Origin of the sequence: Marinobacter sp. M3C (assembly GCF_023311895.1) — a bacterium.
GTDB lineage: Bacteria > Pseudomonadota > Gammaproteobacteria > Pseudomonadales > Oleiphilaceae > Marinobacter.
In genome coordinates this window covers 3,549,549-3,565,918 of the sequence record NZ_CP092284.1, presented here as the reverse complement: position 1 = coordinate 3,565,918, position 16,370 = coordinate 3,549,549, and the positions used below count along the sequence as shown (strand labels likewise).

The 16,370-nt window shown below is 50.5% G+C and carries 14 protein-coding genes; 10 read left to right on the top strand and 4 right to left on the bottom strand.

Annotated elements, in window-relative coordinates; all coding sequences use genetic code 11:
* Position 1 precedes the first annotated feature (1 nt).
* A complete protein-coding gene (locus MIH18_RS16690; RefSeq protein ID WP_249012968.1) occupies positions 2-721 on the top strand; it encodes a retron Ec48 family effector membrane protein in 720 nt (239 codons plus the stop codon).
* A gap of 59 nt (positions 722-780) precedes the next feature.
* Here the strand turns inward: MIH18_RS16690 and MIH18_RS16685 are convergent, their stop codons facing one another.
* The 3 genes from MIH18_RS16685 to MIH18_RS16675 all read right to left on the bottom strand — a co-directional run bounded on the left by MIH18_RS16685 (position 781) and on the right by MIH18_RS16675 (position 6,219).
* A complete protein-coding gene (locus MIH18_RS16685; RefSeq protein WP_249012967.1) occupies positions 781-2,133 on the bottom strand; it encodes a site-specific integrase in 1,353 nt (450 codons plus the stop codon).
* Between the two features lie 1,217 nt (positions 2,134-3,350).
* Positions 3,351-4,481 (bottom strand): zinc-dependent alcohol dehydrogenase family protein, encoded by a 1,131-nt coding sequence (locus MIH18_RS16680; protein WP_249012966.1) that lies wholly within the window; start codon positions 4,479-4,481, stop codon positions 3,351-3,353.
* A gap of 703 nt (positions 4,482-5,184) precedes the next feature.
* Positions 5,185-6,219: a LacI family DNA-binding transcriptional regulator gene (locus MIH18_RS16675; protein WP_249012965.1), complete on the bottom strand. Its 1,035-nt coding sequence runs from the start codon at positions 6,217-6,219 to the stop codon at positions 5,185-5,187.
* 147 nt (positions 6,220-6,366) lie between these two features.
* Between MIH18_RS16675 and ltnD the strand changes: the two genes are divergently transcribed.
* From ltnD to MIH18_RS16635, 8 genes are all read left to right on the top strand, one after another.
* Positions 6,367-7,305 carry an L-threonate dehydrogenase gene (gene ltnD, locus MIH18_RS16670; protein WP_283164751.1) on the top strand — a complete coding sequence of 313 codons (939 nt, stop codon included), beginning with the start codon at positions 6,367-6,369 and terminating at the stop codon, positions 7,303-7,305.
* Positions 7,302-8,582, top strand: coding sequence for a 3-oxo-tetronate kinase (gene otnK, locus MIH18_RS16665; protein WP_249012964.1), 1,281 nt, complete (start codon positions 7,302-7,304; stop codon positions 8,580-8,582). The genes ltnD and otnK overlap by 4 nt, the downstream gene beginning before the upstream one ends.
* A complete protein-coding gene (gene otnC / locus MIH18_RS16660) occupies positions 8,579-9,220 on the top strand; it encodes a 3-oxo-tetronate 4-phosphate decarboxylase (RefSeq protein WP_249012963.1) in 642 nt (213 codons plus the stop codon). Before otnK ends, otnC begins: the two co-directional genes overlap by 4 nt.
* Positions 9,221-9,239: 19 nt before the next feature.
* On the top strand, positions 9,240-10,034 hold the full coding sequence (gene otnI / locus MIH18_RS16655; protein WP_249012962.1) for a 2-oxo-tetronate isomerase: 795 nt from the start codon (positions 9,240-9,242) through the stop codon (positions 10,032-10,034).
* Between the two features lie 74 nt (positions 10,035-10,108).
* A complete protein-coding gene (denD, locus tag MIH18_RS16650; RefSeq protein ID WP_249012961.1) occupies positions 10,109-11,071 on the top strand; it encodes a D-erythronate dehydrogenase in 963 nt (320 codons plus the stop codon).
* A 61-nt stretch (positions 11,072-11,132) separates the two neighbouring features.
* On the top strand, positions 11,133-12,131 hold the full coding sequence (locus tag MIH18_RS16645) for a TRAP transporter substrate-binding protein (protein WP_249012960.1): 999 nt from the start codon (positions 11,133-11,135) through the stop codon (positions 12,129-12,131).
* Between the two features lie 62 nt (positions 12,132-12,193).
* Positions 12,194-12,784: a TRAP transporter small permease gene (locus MIH18_RS16640; RefSeq protein WP_249012959.1), complete on the top strand. Its 591-nt coding sequence runs from the start codon at positions 12,194-12,196 to the stop codon at positions 12,782-12,784.
* Positions 12,781-14,055 (top strand): TRAP transporter large permease, encoded by a 1,275-nt coding sequence (locus MIH18_RS16635; RefSeq protein ID WP_249012958.1) that lies wholly within the window; start codon positions 12,781-12,783, stop codon positions 14,053-14,055. The genes MIH18_RS16640 and MIH18_RS16635 overlap by 4 nt, the downstream gene beginning before the upstream one ends.
* Here MIH18_RS16635 and MIH18_RS16630 read toward each other — a convergent pair.
* Positions 14,049-15,050 (bottom strand): IS30 family transposase, encoded by a 1,002-nt coding sequence (locus MIH18_RS16630; protein WP_249012957.1) that lies wholly within the window; start codon positions 15,048-15,050, stop codon positions 14,049-14,051. The two genes, MIH18_RS16635 and MIH18_RS16630, sit on opposite strands and share 7 nt — an antisense overlap.
* Positions 15,051-15,367: 317 nt before the next feature.
* On the opposite strand from MIH18_RS16630, the gene MIH18_RS16625 reads away from it, so the two are divergent.
* A complete protein-coding gene (locus MIH18_RS16625; RefSeq protein ID WP_249012956.1) occupies positions 15,368-16,333 on the top strand; it encodes a GntR family transcriptional regulator in 966 nt (321 codons plus the stop codon).
* Positions 16,334-16,370 lie beyond the last annotated feature (37 nt).

The following is a 16,370-nucleotide window of genomic DNA, read 5'->3' as shown; positions in this document are numbered from 1 at the left end:
AATGGATGCTGACGCGTTAGAAGGTAAATTTCGAAGAGCCTCCGAGGTTTCTCTCGGAATATTTATAGTCGGAACCTGCATATCAGTATTTCTTTTTTTTACCGGGCTTCAAGGTTCGGGGGCTTTTCAAAGAGATCTCTGCATTAAAAAAAGTTGCATAGAAAACTTTCTCGATTTTATAGAACTATCGACAGCAGCCTTTAGCACTACTATTTCCTTAACCATTACGGCTTTTACAGTACTTGGAATATATTTTGCTGTTCTTAACTACATAGCAACTGCCAAGACTAACGCCATCTCTAACCACCTGCTAAATCTGAACACATTCAAAGATTATCTGAATGATGAATTAAAAAGAAAGGAAAGAGTAAACAAAGGGTCCATAGACACTTTCAAGTGGTATAACTTAGTTTTTCCTTCCTCAAAAACTGGACAATTGACGCCAGGCTATAAATATGAATTACTCCTAAAAAAAATCAATGACTGCATCAAATATTCAAATAGTGAATACTCAAGTTCGAGCACTCCATCATTTGAATATAAACCGCATCAAAGGCGCATAATAGAAGCCATGGCGGCAATCGGAATAAAAATTGAATTTATGCCTAGAAATGATTTTAAAGCAGCGGAAAAGGAAATTATTGACCTCATAAACACGACAAATCAAGAGTTTTGCGGCGAGCAGTCTCTTCAAAAATTAACTGAACCCGAGTATTTGTAGAGAAACACTTCCTTGTGTTTTTATCTTCTGACTCCCGAAAGTTTTCCGGTCAACCTCAATTACGTTGTAACACTTACTAGGCTGCACACATACTTTTCATAACTATTCATCAGCTTCCGCCGCTTGGGTATCAACTGACCCCGCTTATAAGCAGATCGGGCAGACGATGTTTCCAGGTGCGACAGCGCAAGCTCAGAAACATAGTCATCAACATTCACCTCCTCAGTAGAAAAATCTTTAAATGCAGACCGCATGCCGTGGGCAGTGCCAACTTTGCCGGATTCCACGTCTACAAACCCCGGCCCGCCGGCCTTAATATCAGCTTGATGAATTTCTTTCACGGTCAAATTGAGTGCATTTTCACTCATTGTTTTTTTACCACGATATCCGGGAAAGACATAAGCCCCATCATCTCGCGGCATCATCTTTAAAATCTCCATAGCCCTTTTTGTCAGGGGCACTTTGTGGCTCTTTTTCTTATCTTTCCGGCCTTTGATTTTCCACCCGGGAACAGTCCAGACTTTCTCCTTGAAATCGATTTCCGCCCATTCAGCAAAGCGCACTTCACCAGGGCGAGCAGCGGTAAGCGCTTGAAACTCCAGTGCCCTTGCTGGAATCGTGTCGCGCTGCTGTAGCAACTCCCAGAATCGAGGTAGCGCCTTATAGCCTACGGTTGGCTGGTGTTCCTCTTCATGAATAGCGGCCGGTGATGCAAGAAAATATTCCAGGTTACCCCGCCAGCGCCCTGGGTTTAGCCCATGCCGGAGTACCCCGTCATTCTCAACCATTTCACATATGTTGTTGATAGTAATTCGGACGCGTTCTGCGGTGGGTGTTTTCTCTAACCAGATCGTGTTGAGTGCTGACACAACATGCCTGGTTTCGAGGTCTGCCATAAGAATACTTCCGAGAACGGGTAGGCAATAATCCTTAAGGTGTTGCTCAAGTCGACGCGCTTGCTTCTCTGGATTTACCCCCCCAAATTCAAGGCATTTTTTCTCATAATATTGCTGTGCAACGTCTGCAAAGGTCCGCTGTTTCGCTTGATCGGCAACTAATTTAGACCTAACGGCCCTTTGTGCTGCAATTGGGTCATATCCCTCGAATCGGATCTTATCTTTGATTTCTCGCGCTTTATCTCTAGCCTGCGCCAGAGGCACCTGAGGATATGACCCAAGACCAAGATCGGCACGCTTATCCCCAATGACTGTCCGCAATATCCAAGAGCGCGCTCCTACCAGCGCCGACTTTGTTGGTGGGCGACAATACAGATACAACCCTGAGACCCCACCCACTGCATGCAGTGTCGTGCACGGGTCGCCAACTTTTTTACCGTTCTTCGCTTTTTTAACTGCTCCGTGAGAAAGCCGCTTTACCTGAAGCGCTCCCAGTTCCGCTGCCAATTTCGGCATTTCCCTATCCTCCAAACCTAACTGTCCCATCATCTGCCCCATCATTAACCGCGCTACTAGGTGCGGTCTGATAGGACAGAAAGATACAGGGAATTTGGGCTACAGGAATTTTTCATAATACAGATCAGACAGTTAGCGACATCGCGAGACAGCATGCGACACGAAATTGGTGCCGCCTCCGGGCACCATTAGATTCAATAACAAAACCTGCCTCGTGCGGGTTTTGTTATTTCTAAAGATCTAAATGTAAGCATCCATTGCAATTATCCTGCCCTCATACTCCATCAAGCAGTAAACAACATACTCATTACTATAAGTCAGTGATTTTCGATATTTGTAGTCAGGACAAAAACACCGCTACCCTGCAAGGCTCTACTCAAGCCCACTAGTGGCCGACTGTCCCACGATCCGTTTACTTGCCCTTCTTATCGCACCCCACCGGGGGGAACTTCTAGCGAAGGTGGTGGGGATCATCAAAGCTACCCATCTCCCAACTGATCAACTCCCACAGCATCGCCCCAACTAGTAACGCAATGATGAGATTAGCCACCCACGCAGAAGCCCGTATGCTTCGAAAGCTCTTACCGCAATGTTCGCATTCGACTGCGGCCTTATGTATTACCTCGTTGCACATGGGACACTTTCAATACTGATTTTTTATAACCATCTAGCTTTCCCTTTTCGGCTTATTGTCTCCGAAGACTACATGTCGTTACGGGTCCTTTCCACTGGATTTAGCCACCGGAAATCATTACAGGTAGAAGTGGTGTCACTGGTAATGTGTATTTAAGTTTAAAAAAATATTGGCACCTGAACACGACTCTTTATCTCCGTCAATTCAGAGTTTGTGGCCCTTACTACGCATACCATTTGCTCAAATCGCTTGACCTGAAGGCTTTGAACTCAAGGTCTGCGGTGCCTAGTCTCAACAGGAACTTTGTTCATTCTACGGATACGATAAAACCTAATGCTGAGTTACTGTCCAAGTTTGAAAGCACCGTTGGCTCCTTTCAGGCGAACTCACCATCCCCAATGTTGAAAACTGCGTAGCCGAAGAAAAGAAAACGCCGATGCTTAAAATCGACCCAACTGCCAACCCCATCAAACCACTGGAAGTAAAACGCTTCACCGACCTCGGCTTTACCGCGTGTGATCTTGGTTTCAGAACATCGTCAAAGATAAATACATGCGCCTACTGCAAGCTTGCATGGAATGCTTTATGTAAACTCAATGACTTGTCGAACGGCTTTACCCGCCGCAAGCTTCTCAAAACCATCGTTTATCTCATCGAGAGTCAGCACTCCGCTGAGTAGACGATCGACGGGCAGCTTGCCTTGCTGAAACAGTTTCACATAACGGGGAACGTCCCGCACCGGTACACAGCTGCCAACGTAACTACCCCGTAGCGTTCGCTCTTCAGCCACCAAGCTGACTTGTTGGATGGCGACTTTTTTGTCCGGGTGAGCCAGACCACCGGTGACTGTAATGCCGCCACGGCGGGTGATCTGATAAGCGAATTCAAGGGCTTTTTCGGAACCGGCCATCTCGATGGCACAGTCGACTCCACCGGCCGTGATGGCCTTAATGTTTTCAACCGCTTTGGGTTGTCCACTATTAAAGGTGTGGGTGGCACCTAATTCTTTTGCCAGCGCGAGCTTCTGGTCATCTACGTCAATTGCGATAATCTCGCTAGCACCAGCCACCAGCGCCCCCAGCACACTATTGAGACCAACGCCGCCCAAGCCGACCACAGCGACAGTCTGACCTGCCTGTATGCCGGCCGAGTTAATCGCTGCACCGACGCCGGTCAGTACGGCACAACCGAACAAGGCTGCGTGGCAGAACGGCAGGCGGTGATCAATTTTCACCAGAGAGTGACGCGAAACAACCGCATGGTCCGCGAAAGCTGATACTCCCATATGATGGTTGATGGCTGTGCCGTCAGTCCGATGCAGGCGATGACCACCGTCAAACATCGTACCCTGATTATTGGCCTTAGCGGCCGGTTCGCACAGGGCGGGGCGGCCTTCAGCGCAAGGGGTGCAATGGCCGCAACTAGGCACAAACACTGCTACCACGTGATCGCCAACGGCAAGATCGGTAACGCCGGAGCCAACAATTTTAACGATCCCCGCTGCCTCATGACCAAGTGCCATGGGAACCGGTCTCGGTCTGTTTCCATCAATCACTGATAGGTCTGAGTGGCATAACCCGGCGGCTTTGATTTGAATCAGAACTTCATTGTCACCGGGCGGATCCAAGTCCAGCTCTTCTATTACCAGTGGTTGTGATTGCTGATATGGGCGTTGTGCGCCAATAGCTTGCAAAACAGCGGCTTTTATTTTCATAACAGCATCCTTAATGGGCGTGGGTGCCAGAGCTTTTGCCTCAGCGCAGTCTATAGATGAGTGCGCATCTGCTCGTGCAGTTCCACTAACCGTACACGGCCACGCCATTCCATGCCAACATAGCTAGCGATTATTATTTCCCCCAACTATCATTTTTTGGTACCACGTTATTTATGAAATAAATTTGTAACGCATGCTAAGTGGCAGTCGCGCTACCTGTATTCGTGAGCGCAGCAGTGGCCTGAATTGCGATGGTAAGCTCCAGCAATTAGATGGTGTTTTCTGTGTCGGTTTGGGCTGACCAGTACGTTGCCACTGGATGTGTTGTTGGGCGCTAAGGTTGACAAGCTCCAGTCTAAAGCCCTTTATAGATTTTTCATCAAACTCTACACTTTCCAAATCAACAGAGATCATTATGGAGGCGCGCTTGAGGTATTGGGTATTAGCCTATGTTCCTTCAATTGTAGGCCAATGGCCAAACCGAAGGTGGCTCCCTGAATCTGGGTACTGCAACGCTGCGCAGCTTGGACGCGCCAGCAAAATTGCCCCCCCCGGATAGTGAGTGCAGGTTCTGACCGATTGCTGTGCGACAAACCTACGCTGGGAGCAATCGTTTTTCGGTTCTTCCATTGGCCATTTAATACGGCGATTTCCGAACCGGCCTAAGGTTGCTTGAGTTGATGGTGATGATATAGGCACTGTTCTAGGCACTGTCACCAATCGACAATTCAAACCCGACATCGGTCTGAACATTTTGGGGATGCCGACCTTCAATGCGGGCGATGACCTGCTCAGCGGCCACGCGGCCAATCGTCCGGCGAGGCGAAATTATAGTGGTTAATGGCGGGGTTACGTGTTGCCCGATGGGCAGCCCGTTAAAACCGGCGATGGCGATGGTTTCAGGCACTCGGATACCCTGGCGCTGGGCGTGCAACAGCGCACCGGTAGCAAGATCGTCATTGGCAAAGTGAATGGCTGTGACGGCCGGATAATCGGCGAGCACCATATCGAGCGAGCGAGCACCGGTTTCAAATTGGCCTAAAGGATCCATATCGAACAGCGGTGCGTTCAGACCAACGGCCTCAAGCTCCGTCTTGTGGCCTTCATAGCGTAATCCGGCACGGTAGTCTTGTGCTATCTGAGCAGCCACATAAACAATATTTCGATGTTTTTTCTCCAGCAGGTAGCGCGCCATACAGCGCCCAGCCGCTCGATGATCAAGCCCGATGTTAAGATCTATGGCATCACCCAATTCCATGATTTCAGCAATCGGACCGTCCCATTCTTCCAGTATCCGCTGGCAGGGGCCGTTGTGACGCAAACCGGTGATCACTAGGGCTGACGGTGACCAGCCCAGAAACGTTCTGACCAGTTGGCACTCACGGTCAAGGTCGTAGTCAGTGTTGGCCAATAGAATCTGATAGCCTTGCTTTTCGAACTCACTCTGCAGACCGCTAATCACTTCGATAAACACGATGTTGGACAGCGAGGGTACGATCACCGCAATGAAACGGGAACTGGCCGACGCCAGACTCCCGGCAAGCATATTGCGGACATATCCGACCTTGTCAATTGCCGCCTCAACCCGCTCCCTAGTTGCCGGACGCACTGCACCGGTCGCATTTATGACTCGCGAAACCGTAATTGCCGATACTTGGGCCTCCAGCGCTACATCCGCAATGGTTGGGTGCATAACGCCTTTGCGATGTCGCTTGGGTTTGTTACTGGACGCCGGCATTTAATTCTTTCCTTGCTATTGCTTCGGTGTGGATAATAATCTATTAATAATGTTAGCGCTAACATTTCATGGTTACGCATCGCGTTGTTGCAACTTGCCATAGTTCTTCACGATGAAACCGCCACTCCGCTGCGAGGGATCATTTCAGTGCCAAACAACAATAATTCAGTCGTCGGTGTCGTCGGATTGGGTGCTATGGGGCTGGGCTCTGCCGTAGCCATATTAAAAGCCGGACTTTCAGTGATAGGGTGCGACATTTCTGTCAGGGCGCGCGACGTATTCGTATCAAAAGGTGGAAGGAGTGTGGCCACACTCGCTGAGCTGGCCGCTGAGTGTGACATCGTCGTGTTGCTGGTGGTTAACGCCGAACAGGTTGAAACTGTGTTGTTCGGTGAGGGTGGCTTAACGGCCGTGCTGGCGCCGGGCAGCCTCGTAATACAGTGTGCAACCATTGCCCCGAGTTACGCTAGAACGCTGGGCACTCGCTTGGCAGAGTTCGGCCTGCTGATGTTGGATGCTCCTGTCAGCGGGGGCACTGTCAAAGCAAAAGCAGGGCAACTGTCGGTGATGTCCTCCGGTGGGCCGGATGCTTACGTCAAAGGCGAAAATATCCTGGCTGCGATGGCCGCGACTGTGTATCGATTAGGCGACAGCCCGGGGGTCGGTTCTAGCGTCAAACTGGTCAACCAGCATCTGGCAGGAGTTCATATCGCAGCGGCGGCGGAAGCTATGGCATTGGGCATGCGCATGGGAATCGACGCCGATACGTTGTACGAAGTCATTACCCATTCCGCGGGCAACTCCTGGATGTTTGAAAATCGTGTACCTCACATCATCAAGGGCGACTACACCCCATTGTCTGCCGTCGACATCTTCGTCAAAGATCTGAACATCGTGCATCAAACTGGCCGTGAGCTTACTTTGGCTATGCCTGTGGCCGCGAGTGCTCTTCAACAGTTCACGGCGGCAAGTGGCATGGGCCTAGGTCGCGAAGACGATTCTGCCGTGATCAAAGTTTATCAGAGACTGTCCGGAATTGAATTGCCTAAAAGGAAGGTAGCTCAGGGTGAGGAGGTCAATCAATGAGCCTTGTATTGGGGGTAATTTCTGACGATTTTACTGGCGCAACGGATCTGGCTAACAATCTGGTTCGTGCAGGAATGCGGACATTGCAAGTTATTGGAATACCAAAGACTGATTTGACGCTTGAAAATATCGATGCTGTCGTAGTGGCGCTCAAGTCCCGCTCCTGTCCTATGAGTGAAGGCGTCAATATATCATTGGCGGCATTGGAGTGGCTGCAAGATCAAGGCGCCCGGCAGATCTATTTCAAATACTGTTCCACCTTTGATTCCACCGACGCTGGTAATATTGGTCCGGTCGCGGATGCATTATTAGAGCGACTTGAGGCCAAGCAGACAGTAATGGTGCCGGCGTTTCCAGCCAATAATCGAACTGTTTACCAGGGCCATTTGTTTGTTGGTGACAGGCTTCTAAACGACAGCGGAATGGAAAACCACCCGCTTAATCCAATGCGTGATGCTGATCTGGTTCGCACATTGTCGCGCCAGACTGACCACAGTGTCGGCCTGCTGGCCCGGTCGGAGCTCTCTGCGGGCGTCCAGACCTCATGGGACCATCTCGAACGATTGGCGACGCAGGGCGTTCGACATGTTATTTGCGACACGCTCGACGAAACTGATCTTGCAACCTTGGCTGCTGTGGTGGTGAAGCTACCATTGGTCACTGGTGGCTCTGGACTTGGTCAGGCGCTACCCGCTGAGTATAGGCGCCTGGGTTGGCTTGACATCGTGGACCAAGCTGGCCGTCTTGAACCGGCAAGTGGTGGAGCACTGGTGTTGTCGGGCAGCTGCTCTCGAGCGACCCTAATGCAGATCAAACACTTCCTAGCCAGCCATGGGGGCTTTGCACTCGACCCACTTGCATTGGCCAAAGACGAAACCCATATCGGGCATGCTCTAGATTTTGCACGGCAGCGTCTGAGCAGTAAAGCGCCTGTTCTGATCTACGCCTCGGCAACGCCGGATAAGGTCCGCCAAGCCCAGGATCAACTTGGTGCCGCGGTCGCCGGTGAATGTATTGAACAAGCATTGGCGATAATCGCTAGCGAGTTGGTTGCTGACGGCGTAGGGCGCTTACTTGTTGCAGGCGGGGAGACTTCTGGCGCGGTGGTGTCTGCTCTTGGCATTTGTGAACTGCGTATCGGCGATCAAATTGATCCAGGTGTGCCATGGACCCAGGCTTACCTGGTCGGAAAACCGGCGCCGCTGTCGTTAGCGCTTAAGTCTGGTAATTTTGGTGGTGTCGATTTCTTTTCACGGGCGTTTGAGGTGTTGTTATGAGCAAGATTAACTCCCTGCGTGACGATATAACACGCTATGGAAAATCTCTGTTTGATCGGGGTTTGACTATGGGCTCCAGTGGCAATATCAGTGTGCGTCTGGACGACGGTGGTTGGCTCATGACTCCCACTAATGCTTGTTTGGGATGGCTTGATCCAGCTCGCATCTCACAGTTGGATCGTCATGGTCAACTGGTCGCAGGAGATCCCCCCACTAAGGAAAGCTTCTTGCATCAGGCTATGTATGGTGAACGGCCGCAATCAGGCGCAATTGTGCATCTGCACTCAACCCATTCGGTTGCGGTTTCCTGTCTGCCAGATGTTGATCCTAATAATTGCATCCCCTCCTTGACCGCTTATTACGTGATGCGAGTTGGCAAGTTACCTCTGGTGCCATATCACATTCCCGGGGATGCAAGTCTCGGTGATGCGGTGAAGGGTTTAGCGGGTCAACACAGTGCTGTGTTGCTGGCCAATCACGGCCCAGTAGTAGCGGGCAAGTCGCTGGAAGCAGCGGTATATGCCACCGAAGAACTTGAAGAAACCGCAAAGCTTTTCCTGCTGCTGCGAGACCAGAACCCTCGTTGTCTGACTGACGATCAGGTCCGGGAACTAGAAGCCCGCTTTCCTCGCAGCTGAAATTGTTAAAGGACTCGATATGATACGACTGGCCGCTAACTTAAGTATGTTGTTTACCGAGCATGCGTTTATTGAGCGTTTCTCGGCTGCCGCAGCAGCGGGTTTTCGTGGTGTTGAGTATCTTTTTCCCTATGAGTTCGAAGCCAATGAGCTGAGAGCCGCGCTGGATAAAAACAAACTAACCCAAGTGCTTTTTAACTTGCCACCTGGGGACTGGGAAGCTGGCGAGCGAGGCCTTGCCAGTTTGCCTGGGCGTGAACAGGAGTTTCGCGATTCCGTGACTCAAGGCATTTATTACTCGGAGGCACTAAACTGTTCGCAAGTGCATGCCATGGCTGGCTTAATGCCGGTAAACGCGACCGATGAAGTTCGCAAGGCGCACCTGATGACCTATGTAGAAAACCTGCGTTACGCTGCCAAGGAGCTGGCAAAAGTCGGAAAGACCCTGCTGATTGAACCGATTAATGGTCGTGATATGCCTGGATTTTTTCTCCAACACCAGGCCCAGGCAACGGACATACTTGCGCGTGTTGGAGCAGATAACCTGCGAGTGCAGTTTGATATCTACCACTGCCAGGTTACTGAGGGTGACCTGATCCGGAATCTGGAAGCCCAGTTCCCACACATTGGCCACATCCAGGTTGCTGGCGTCCCCGAGCGGCATGAACCAGATTCGGGTGAAGTGAATTATCCGTCGATTTTGAGCCACTTGGACAGCCTCGGTTATCAGGGCTGGGTGGGGTGCGAGTACCGGCCTGCCGGCAGCACCCGGGCCGGCCTGCGCTGGGGCGAAGAATATGGGCTGACAACCTGAAAAGCCCCGATGATCAATCCAACAACAACATATATTGAACGCAAGAAAACATTCATAACAATAAGGAATTAGCCATGCACGTCCTGATCACCGGTGCTGCCGGTTTTCTTGGTCAACGCCTGACCCGAGCGCTGGTTGTTCGCGGCGAACTCAGCGGCCAGCCGCTAACGCATATCACCCTGATCGACCAAGTGAAGCCTAAGGTGCCTACGAGCTCATCTCTTGAAGCCTCCAGTCATGCCATCGATATTACTTTGCCCGGCGCGATGGATGCTGTTCTGGACGGGCGTCCTGATGTGATTTTCCATCTCGCTGCTGTAGTCAGCTCTGACGCCGAGGCTGATCTGGATCTGGGCTTAGCAGTCAACTTTGACGCCACTCGGACATTACTGGAAGGGTGCCGATTGCGAGGGTTATCGACCACACGACTAATCATGGCCAGCTCGGTGGCAGTTTATGGTGGCGACCTGCCGGAAGTGCTTGACGATCTGACAGCCCTGACGCCACAAAGCTCGTATGGTACCCAAAAAGCCATGAGTGAACTTTTGATTAACGACTACAGCCGTCGCGGTCTGGTCGATGGACTGGCATTGAGACTGCCAACTATTGTGATCCGTCCTGGGCTTCCCAATGCGGCAGCGTCCAGCTTTGCCTCCGGCATACTGCGTGAACCGCTTAGTGGAAAGGACGTTGTGTGTCCCGTATCAGTTGACCTTGAACTATTCGTGATGTCACCGAGAAGGGTGATCGAAGCACTGATATATGGCGCCGAGATACCGGGCCACGACTTGGGCAGTCGACGAAGTTTGATGCTGCCGGGCATCACTGTATGCGTGGCTGAGATGTTAGAAAGCCTGCGTCAGGCTGGAGGCGATGAGGCGATGGCTCGGGTACAACACAAGCCCGATGCGGGTATTGAAGCTATTGTCGCCAGTTGGCCAGGACGGTTTAACAATCAGCGTGCCAACGCGTTGGGATTCAAGGGCGATTTCGATTTTCGCGAAATTATCAAGGACTTCCTTGACGAACGCGACTAAACCCTTTGACTCCAAGTCAGAGGAAATCATAAGTATGCAACTACAAATCAAAGGATCAACAATGAAAATAAAATCCCTACGAAGCATGCTCTCACTTGCCATGGGTGGTTTCACCGCTACGCTGTCTTTGATTACGATCAATGCCCAAGCTCAACAGACCATTAATTTGGGGCATACATTATCGGACAGTTCTCATTACTCAGTCGGTGCTGACGCGTTCAAGAAAACTCTGGAACGCCTTAGTGACGGCGAATTCAAAATTCTCGAGCACCCCTCTGGGTCCCTCGGTGGCGAGCGCGCTATGATCGAGGGTTTGCAGATCGGAACCGTCGATTTAGTGATTACCTCCACCGGACCGCTGGGTAACTTTGTACCGGAGACCTATGTACTGGACCTGCCGTTCCTGTTCGAGAGCTATGAGCAAGCCCGCTGTGTGCTGGATGGCAATATTGGTCAATCCCTGCTTGACAAGATGGGAGAGCATAATCTGGTGGGCCTAGCTTGGTCAGAAAACGGATTCCGTCATATTACTAACAGCAAGCACCCAATCAGGACGCCTGAGGATTTGGCCGGTTTGAAGATTCGTACTATGGAGAACAAAGTACACATGGAGGCGTTTAAGCAAATGGACGCTCATCCAACGCCAATGTCGTTCCCAGAGGTATTTACTGCGTTGCAGCAGGGCACTGTGGACGGTCAGGAAAACCCTAGTACGGTTATTGTGGCTACCAAGTTCTGGGAGGTTCAGGATTACCTTTCACTAACTGGCCATGTCTATTCGCCAGCGATTGTCCTGGCTTCTCCGATCTTGTTGAACGACCTGAACGATGAGCAGCGCGGCTGGTTTTTCGAGGCAGCTAAAGCCTCGGTAGCGGCCACTCGTACCGAAGTGTCTCGTCTTGAGTTAGATGGTGTGAAGCTGCTTCGTGACAAAGGCATGGAAGTAGAAACTGATATTGACAAGGCGCCATTCCAGAAAGCAGCGGAGCCCGCGTACAAAATATACACAGATCAATATGGCAGCAAAATGTTGGGCCTTATCCAGGCTAGCGATTGCTAAGTGAGCTGTCATGTCAGCCCGGTATCAGTATACCGGGCGTTTAACACCACAGGACCATCCCAATGGTGAATTATTTCCTGCGATTTGAACGCTGGACCACCCGGTTGTCAATGTTGGCAGCTGCAGCAATGCTAATTATTTCGGTGTCCCTCGGTTTTTATCAAGTAATAACTCGGTTTTTTTTGAACTCACCATCAACTTGGTCGGAAGTTATCTCCCGCTCTGCCATGATCTGGTGTGTCTTTCTTGGTGCGGCCGCAGGCTTTCGCGGAGGCTTTATGATGTCGGTGGAATTGATCTACAGATTGCTGCCCACACGGCGTCTGATCTGGATAGAAGCATTCGTTGTCCTGTGTTGTGTAATCGTGTTCCTTGTGCTGGTCTACTATGGAACAGCCATGACTTGGCGCGTTCGTTCGCAGATGCTGTCTGGCCTTGGAGTTTCTATCGGCTGGGTTTATGCCGCTATGCCAACTGGTGCGTTATTAGCGCTAGTCGCGATTATGGCCCGGTTGATGGCACAGGCCACGGGACTTGAGACCATAGGGCCGGTAGACAGTGAAGTGCCGGCCGATGAAACTGTATCGGCAGTACCGGTCGCGTCCTATTCAAAACTAAAACCAAACGAACCTGAACCGAGCGTCAAGTCATGAACGCTGCGATTGGACTGTCCTTGATTATACTGTTCAGCTTGGGTGTGCCGATCGCGGTGTCGATTGTGCTTGCTTCAATTATCGGTATTGAGTTTTTCTCAGGATTACCTCTCCTACTGGTGCCTCAGCAAATGTTTATCGGCATCGACAATTTCCCACTATTGGCCATTCCCTTCTTTATTCTCGCCGGGAATCTCATGGCTGCAGGCGGAATTTCTCGGCGCCTTGTGGATCTTGCTAAAGCAATGGTGGGCGGCGTGCAGGGTGGATTAGCGATGACCTGCGTACTCACCTGCATGATGTTCGCGGCAGTATCTGGTTCCAGTGTGGCGACAACCTTCGCCATCGGCTCCATTTTGATTCCGGCGATGGTCAAACATGGTTATCCTCGTCCACTGGCAGCCTCGATTCAAGCTTCCTCCGCAGAGTTGGGCGTACTTATTCCGCCATCCATTCCGCTGATTTTGTACGGGGTCAGCACTGATACGTCTATTGGTAAGCTGTTTATAGCGGGTATTGGTCCGGGTCTTCTTATTGGCGGCGCCCTGCTGCTGTTTCTCTATTTGTTTTGCAAAGTTCGGGGCTATGGCTTGCGAGATCATGAAGATCGCCAAGACCTCCCCGTGGCTGTGAAACGCGCTTGGATCGCTATGCTTATGCCGGTGATCGTGATTGGCGGGATCTATGGTGGTGTATTCACTCCGACCGAAGCATCCGCCGTGGCAGTGGTTTATGCGGTTATCGTGGGCGGGTTTATATACCGGGAACTGAGCGTTAAGGAATTGATACCAATCCTGCGCAACAGCGTTATTTCCACATCAGCCGTAATGTTGATTATTGCGGCCGCATCATTGTTCAGCTTTCTGATCAGCCGCTCTGGGCTGCCAAATGAGATAGCCGGTTGGGTCACGGTCGTGTTCGACAACCAAATTTCGTTCTTACTGGCAGTGAACGTCATGTTGTTGATTGTGGGGATGTTCATTGAGACCTCCGCTGCGATTCTGGTACTGGCGCCAATTTTCACCCCAATTGCGATAATGTACGGGATTGATCCAGTGCACTTTGGGCTGATTGTTGTAGTGAATTTGGCGCTCGGTATGTTTACTCCACCGTTGGGCGTTAATCTATTTGCCGCTTGCGCGGTAGCCAAGCTATCGGTTGACCAGTTATTGCCATGGTTGATACGTTTTGTGCTTGTAGTACTAGCTTGCTTGATTGCCATTACCTACATGCCATGGATATCTATGGGCTTAGTTGACTTATTTTACTGACGTTTGAGCAGATCCATAAAAACTTCCAGCGGTGCCTTGAAACCCAGCCGCTTTCGAGGCCGGGTGTTGAGCTGGAAAGCGATGGCATCCAAGTCGTCCTGGCTCCACACGGACAGGTCTGTTCCCTTGGGCATGTATTGGCGCAATAGCCCGTTGGTATTCTCGTTGATCGCGCGCTGCCAGGGGCTGTGCGGATCGGCAAAGTAGATCGCTGTGCCGGTTCTCCGAGTGATTTCTGCGTGACGTACCCGTTCGTGTCCTTGATCGTAGGTGAACGTCTGGCGCATTTCCAGGGGCACTTGATTGAGTGCTGCACTGAAGCCCTGGACGGCGGCTGTGGCAGTGGCCCCATCCATCTTGGCGAGGAACACCCAGCCACTGACGCGCTCGACCAGTGTGCCCACGGCAGAACGGTTGAAGGCCCCTTTAATCAGGTCGCCTTCCCAATGGCCAGGCAAGATGCGCTCATCAACTTCGGGCGGGCGCAGATGAATGCTGACCAGGTCCGGGATTTGTTGACGGCGATCCACACCTCCCGCTCTCGGACGGCGCTGAGTGTGCCCCTGACGCAGGCAGGCGACCAGCTCCTTGCGAAGTTCACCGTAAGGCACAGCATAGATCGTCTTGTCGACGGTCTCGTGAGAGACTTGGTACTCGGGATGATTGGGAAACATAGCTTTCAGTGTGCCGCTGATCTGCTGAGGAGACCATCGGTTTCGGAGCATATCGAGGACAACGGCATACAGGTCCGTGCCTTCGATCAATGTGCACCGGGGGCGGCAACGTGTTCTAGCTGCGCAGACCCTTTCGACGGCTTGGCCTGCATCGTAAGTGCGACCTTCGCCGGTATGACGCACTAGCTCCCGGCTGAGGATACTGGGAGCCCGGTGCAGCTTCGTGCCAATGGCTCGTAGACTATAGCCCTGGCCCCGCATCAGCATTAGCATTAGCGTGGCCCGATCCATGTGACTGAGATGGTGGTCGGTTCTTTTCATCGCAACACGATACTCGTTCTGAGGGTGTTGCACTTAGTTATTGAGGCCGCGGTGTATTAAGTTGTTAACGAATATAAAGGTCAATGTCAGCATTCTTGAAAATATAGATTGTGGCATCATTATGAACGATACCTTCAAGTCAAATAAAGTTCGTGAAAATATATTTGAAACTATAATTTATTCTACATCAGGCGAAAATAGTGACAGTAAACCATTTAATTGATTTGATGATTAATTTTTACCGTGGATGCAGGACGTTTTACTCTAATGGAGCCTATCTGGCCCCTTAAATAGTCATTATATAGTGAGTTTCTTGAATGTCGCAATCTTTGAAAGGCCAGCTATATGAGGCGCTTAAACGAAGTATAGCTAATGGTTATCTTGAGCCCGGGCTTGTACTACTTGAAGGGAATATTTCTGAAATATTTGGTATGAGTCGATCTCCTGTTCGTCAGGCATTACAGCGTTTGCATGAAAACAAGTTTATTTTTCGTTTTTATGGACGAGGATATATGGTGGGAGATTTTTCCGTTGAACCTATCAGGCGGAATTTAACCGCTAACGATTTTCGCGCTTTGGATGAGTATTCCAAGATCGAACGAACAGATACATGGCGTGGCATTGCTGATATTATCGAGCATGATGTAGTTTTAAGTTCGATAAAAGGTAGATTTGAACTCAACGAATTGCAACTGGCTAAGAAATATAATGTCAGTCGTACGATTACTCACCCAATTCTTCTTTATCTTCAATCGATTGGAGTGGTCGAAAAAGTTAAGTATTCTAGCTGGTCAATTGTGCCTTTGGATAGTGAACGACTGCGAAATCTCTACGAAGCGCGTAGGCAGCTTGAACCTTTTATGATTTCAAGGGCAACGCTCAATATGTCCGAACAAGAAATAAAAAAATTCATTGAGAAACTTGAAAAAACAGCAGAGAAATATCCTAACGTTGAGGGCGGGACACTTGATGAGCTCGAAAGTGACTTGCATAATAAAACCGTTCGCATGGGTGGCAATCTGGAGATATTTAATATGCTAAAACGCACCTATCCCGTGTTGCTTATTAGCAAGCATATACTGGGTTCGACTGTCGCACTCCCAGATCAAGATCCGTTTTTTCATGATCACCTGGAAATTTTTACAAGAATGCTTAATAAAGAAGGTGAATTGGCGAGTCAAGCGCTCGCCGCTCATCTGGCACGATCTGAAGCCAAGGTACAGGAGCGTCTTAGCGATTTTCGTGACAATGGCGCCCTCAACATTCCTGACTATTTGCGTTAGCGTCATTACTTTATTCTTGGATTCATAGAATAAGTGC

Excerpts from the sequence above, each read along its gene's own strand:
- MIH18_RS16690 (WP_249012968.1), top strand. The coding sequence starts at position 2 with ATGGATGCTGACGCGTTAGAAGGTAAATTTCGAAGAGCCTCCGAGGTT.
- MIH18_RS16685 (WP_249012967.1), bottom strand. The coding sequence starts at position 2,133 with ATGCCGAAATTGGCAGCGGAACTGGGAGCGCTTCAGGTAAAGCGGCTT.
- MIH18_RS16680 (WP_249012966.1), bottom strand. The coding sequence starts at position 4,481 with ATGAAAATAAAAGCCGCTGTTTTGCAAGCTATTGGCGCACAACGCCCA.
- MIH18_RS16675 (WP_249012965.1), bottom strand. The coding sequence starts at position 6,219 with ATGCCGGCGTCCAGTAACAAACCCAAGCGACATCGCAAAGGCGTTATG.
- otnK (WP_249012964.1), top strand. The coding sequence starts at position 7,302 with ATGAGCCTTGTATTGGGGGTAATTTCTGACGATTTTACTGGCGCAACG.
- otnC (WP_249012963.1), top strand. The coding sequence starts at position 8,579 with ATGAGCAAGATTAACTCCCTGCGTGACGATATAACACGCTATGGAAAA.
- otnI (WP_249012962.1), top strand. The coding sequence starts at position 9,240 with ATGATACGACTGGCCGCTAACTTAAGTATGTTGTTTACCGAGCATGCG.
- denD (WP_249012961.1), top strand. The coding sequence starts at position 10,109 with ATGCACGTCCTGATCACCGGTGCTGCCGGTTTTCTTGGTCAACGCCTG.
- MIH18_RS16645 (WP_249012960.1), top strand. The coding sequence starts at position 11,133 with ATGAAAATAAAATCCCTACGAAGCATGCTCTCACTTGCCATGGGTGGT.
- MIH18_RS16640 (WP_249012959.1), top strand. The coding sequence starts at position 12,194 with ATGGTGAATTATTTCCTGCGATTTGAACGCTGGACCACCCGGTTGTCA.
- MIH18_RS16635 (WP_249012958.1), top strand. The coding sequence starts at position 12,781 with ATGAACGCTGCGATTGGACTGTCCTTGATTATACTGTTCAGCTTGGGT.
- MIH18_RS16630 (WP_249012957.1), bottom strand. The coding sequence starts at position 15,050 with ATGAAAAGAACCGACCACCATCTCAGTCACATGGATCGGGCCACGCTA.
- MIH18_RS16625 (WP_249012956.1), top strand. The coding sequence starts at position 15,368 with ATGTCGCAATCTTTGAAAGGCCAGCTATATGAGGCGCTTAAACGAAGT.